The organism is Streptomyces sp. SID4985 (assembly GCF_009863025.1).
Taxonomy (GTDB): domain Bacteria; phylum Actinomycetota; class Actinomycetes; order Streptomycetales; family Streptomycetaceae; genus Streptomyces.
In genome coordinates this window covers 1-3,538 of sequence record NZ_WWIR01000449.1, presented here as the reverse complement: position 1 = coordinate 3,538, position 3,538 = coordinate 1, and the positions used below count along the sequence as shown (strand labels likewise).

The window sequence follows — 3,538 nt, the reverse complement described above, 5'->3', positions numbered from 1 at the left end:
ACCCCCGAGGGCCGCGCCCACTTCCTGGTCGCCCCCGGCGCCGCCGCCGAGCTGCCCCGGCTGCTCTACCGCCTCGGCTGGGACGACCCCGCCGCCCTGGACCTGCGCGGTCTCGGCCCGGGTACGTACATCACCGCCCCGCCCTCCGACCGCGGCGGCCTCGGACCCGTGCGGTGGCTGCGCCCTCCGGCGCTGGACAGCGCGACCAGGCTTCCGGCGGCCCGGCTGCTGCTGGGGACGCTGGCGTATGTGGCGCACCGGTCGCGGGCGGGGGCGTAGAGAAACCGGCGGACTCGGAGCCTCACCGGCTTACCTCACCGGCTTGTTCGGAGCCTCACCGGCTCATACGGCGAAGCGCCCGTCCCCCACCGCTGGTGTGGGGACGGGCGCTTCGCCGTGTAGTGGAGTGATCGCGTCCGGGGGCTCAGTCACCGAGAAGCGCGTCCACGAACGCCTCCGGGTCGAAGGGCGCCAGGTCGTCGGGGCCCTCGCCCAGGCCGATCAGCTTGACCGGCACGCCCAGCTCGTTCTGGACGGCGATGACGATGCCGCCCTTGGCGGTGCCGTCGAGCTTGGTCAGCACGATGCCGGTGATGTCCACGACCTCGGAGAAGACGCGGGCCTGCACCAGGCCGTTCTGTCCGGTGGTGGCGTCGAGCACGAGCAGCACCTCGTCGAGCGGGGCGTGCTTCTCCACGACGCGCTTGACCTTGCCCAGCTCGTCCATGAGGCCGGTCTTGGTGTGCAGACGTCCCGCGGTGTCGATGAGCACCACGTCGACGCCCATCTCCTTGCCCTCCTTCACCGCGTCGAAGGCGACGGAGGCGGGGTCGCCCGCCTCCGGGCCACGCACGGTGTAGGCGCCGACCCGCTCGCCCCAGGTCTGAAGCTGGTCGGCGGCGGCGGCACGGAAGGTGTCGGCGGCACCGAGGACGACGGTGCGGCCGTCGGCGACCAGGACCCGGGCGAGCTTGCCGGTGGTGGTGGTCTTGCCGGTGCCGTTGACGCCGACGACCATGACGATGCCGGGCTTGCGGCCCTCGGGCTCCGTCTTGACCGCACGGTCCATGTCGGTGCCGACGAGCTTGAGCAGCTCCTCGCGGAGCAGGCCGCGCAGTTCCTCGGGGGTGCGGGTGCCGAGCACCTTGACGCGCTCGCGCAGCCGCTCGACCAGTTCCTGGGTGGGCCGCACGCCGACGTCGGCGGTCAGGAGGGTGTCCTCGACCTCCTCCCAGGTGTCCTCGTCCAGGTGCTCGCGCGAGAGCAGCGTGAGCAGGCCCTTGCCGAGGGCGTTCTGGGAGCGGGAGAGACGGGCGCGGAGGCGGATGAGCCGCCCCGCGGTGGGCTCCGGGATCTCGATCTCGGGAGCCTTCTCGGCGGCGGGCGGCTCCTCGACGGTGGTGGTCCCGCCGTCCGGGAGGTCCACCTCCTCGATCGTCCGGCGCGGTTCGTCGCGCGGAGTCTCGGCCTCTTCGCCGACCTGTGGCTCGGCCGGGGGCGCGGTGAGGTCGGGCGCGGAGGGCGGTGGCGGTGGCAGCCGCTTCTTCTTCTTGAGTGTGCTGCCGATGAGGAGCCCGCCGAGCGCGCCGAGCACGACCACGGCGATGACTACAGCAAGGATGATGGTTTCCATAACGCGTCCAGTATCGGCCATGGGGTATCCGCCGAAGAGGCTTGCGGACGCTTGTCGTTTCCTCCAAGAGACAAATGCCACAGGGGCAGTGGAGTCGGATTAAACTACGATGACTCTTGGCTCCGCCGCGCGCGTCGAGCCCGTCGTCCTCGTCCCCCACCGCAAGGACACCCCTTTTTCATGAGCAAGACGGCCGCGCGCGAGAGCGCGCTGGAAACCCGTGGCATCGAGCCGGTCCCCGATCACGAACGCACCGCGCGTACGCGTGGGCTCTTCCCCACCTGGGTGGGCGCCAACATCAGCGTCCTGCTGCTCACGATGGGCGCCAGCCTGGTGGTGTCGTACCACCTGAACTTCTGGCAGGCGCTCGTCGTCGCGGGCGTCGCGCCGCTCGTCTCCTACGGCCTGGTCGGTCTGCTCGGCATCGCGGGCAAGCGGGGTGCCGCGCCCGGCATGGCGCTGTCGCGGGCGGTCTTCGGCCAGCGCGGCAATCTGCTGCCCGGTTCGCTGATCTGGGTCGCGCGCTGGGGCTGGGAGACGATCAACGCGGTGACCGGCGCGTACGCGCTGCTCACCATCCTGGACCTGGGTCTCGGGATCAAGGCGAACGGCGTGCTGGACATCGTCACGCTGCTGCTCTTCGTGATCGCGACCTTCGCGATCTCCGGGCTCGGCATCAACGCCGTGCAGAAGTGCAGCAAGTACGCGACGTATCTCTTCGGTGTCTTCTCGGTGCTGGTGCTCGGCTACCTCGCGGTGCACACCCACTGGTCGAAGGTGATGCACCAGGGCGCCGGGTCCACGGCCTCGCTGATCACCGCCGTCGGCATGATCGCGGCGGGTGGCGTGAGCTGGATTCCGTCCGCGCCGGACTTCACGCGCTATCTGCCGCGTACGGCCTCCTCCAAGGCGATCGTCGGCAACACCGTCGGCGGTGCGGGCATCGTCGTGCTGCCGCTGGTGCTGATGGGCGCGGTCATGGCGGTCGGCACGCCCGACCTGGCCTCGGCCACCGACCCGGTCTCCTTCCTCGGCACGATCCTGCCGCTGTGGATCACGGTGCCGTATCTGCTGATCGCGGTGGTCGGCATGCTGCTGATCAACTCGATGTCGATGTACTCGGCCGGTTTCACCGCGCAGACCCTCGGCTTCAAGATCCCGCGCCACTGGGCGGTCTCGGTGAACGCCGTGATCTCGCTGGCGCTGGGTGGCGTGCTGATGCTGGTGGCGACGAGCTTCATGGGCTCCTTCATCGCCTTCCTCTCCATGCTCGCGGTCGCCTTCTCCGCGTGGACCGGCGTCTTCGGCGCGGACATGTTCCGCCGCAAGGAGTACGACGCCCGCGCCATGGCCGACACCGGCCGCACCAGCGCCTACTGGTACCGGGCCGGCTTCTCCCCCACCGCGGTGGCCTCCTGGGCGATCGGCCTGATCTGCGGCCTGATGTTCACCACCTCGGACTGGTTCACCGGCCCGCTGGCCAAGAACAACTTCGTCGGCGAGTACGGCCTCGGCTGGATCGCGGCGATCGTGATCTCGGGCGCGCTGTACCTGCTGCTGCCGAAGCCCGCGGTCCCGGCCCCGGCCGAGCCCGGGACGGCACCGGCCGAGGAGCTCGTCCCGGCCGCGGTCTGACGTCGTACGGGGAGTTCCGTGGCGGCACTATGGTGCCCCCCATGGAACTCCCCGCGCCGCGTGAACCGACGCCCGACTGGTGGTCCCGCCTGGACGACGAGACCCGGCGGGAAGCGGACGCCCACGTCCTGCACGACCACTACCTGCCGGCGGTCAAGACGGTGTGGGAGGCCCTGCGCCCCCAGGGCCTGGGCCTCCACGAGGCCGAGGCCGTGATCCGCACCCGCTACGACTCACTGGCCCCCCGCGTGCGCCCGCCCGACCCCCTCG

The 3,538-nt window shown here is 70.8% G+C and carries 3 protein-coding genes and 1 pseudogene; 3 read left to right on the top strand and 1 reads right to left on the bottom strand.

What is annotated here, in order from left to right; translation table 11 throughout:
• The coding region (locus GTW40_RS19935) for a bifunctional DNA primase/polymerase (protein ID WP_202486153.1) at positions 1 to 279 on the top strand (279 nt) is incomplete at its 5' end.
• A 145-nt stretch (positions 280 to 424) separates the two neighbouring features.
• On the opposite strand, the gene ftsY is transcribed toward GTW40_RS19935, so the two are convergent.
• On the bottom strand, positions 425 to 1,633 hold the full coding sequence (gene ftsY / locus GTW40_RS19930; protein ID WP_161181557.1) for a signal recognition particle-docking protein FtsY: 1,209 nt from the start codon (positions 1,631 to 1,633) through the stop codon (positions 425 to 427).
• Between the two features lie 180 nt (positions 1,634 to 1,813).
• Between ftsY and GTW40_RS19925 the strand changes: the two genes are divergently transcribed.
• Together GTW40_RS19925 and GTW40_RS19920 are read left to right on the top strand one after the other, a co-directional pair.
• Complete coding sequence (locus tag GTW40_RS19925; protein ID WP_161181556.1) at positions 1,814 to 3,268, top strand: cytosine permease; 1,455 nt, start codon at positions 1,814 to 1,816, stop codon at positions 3,266 to 3,268.
• A gap of 41 nt (positions 3,269 to 3,309) precedes the next feature.
• Positions 3,310 to 3,538 (top strand): annotated as a pseudogene (locus GTW40_RS19920) (hypothetical protein); the annotation flags it as partial.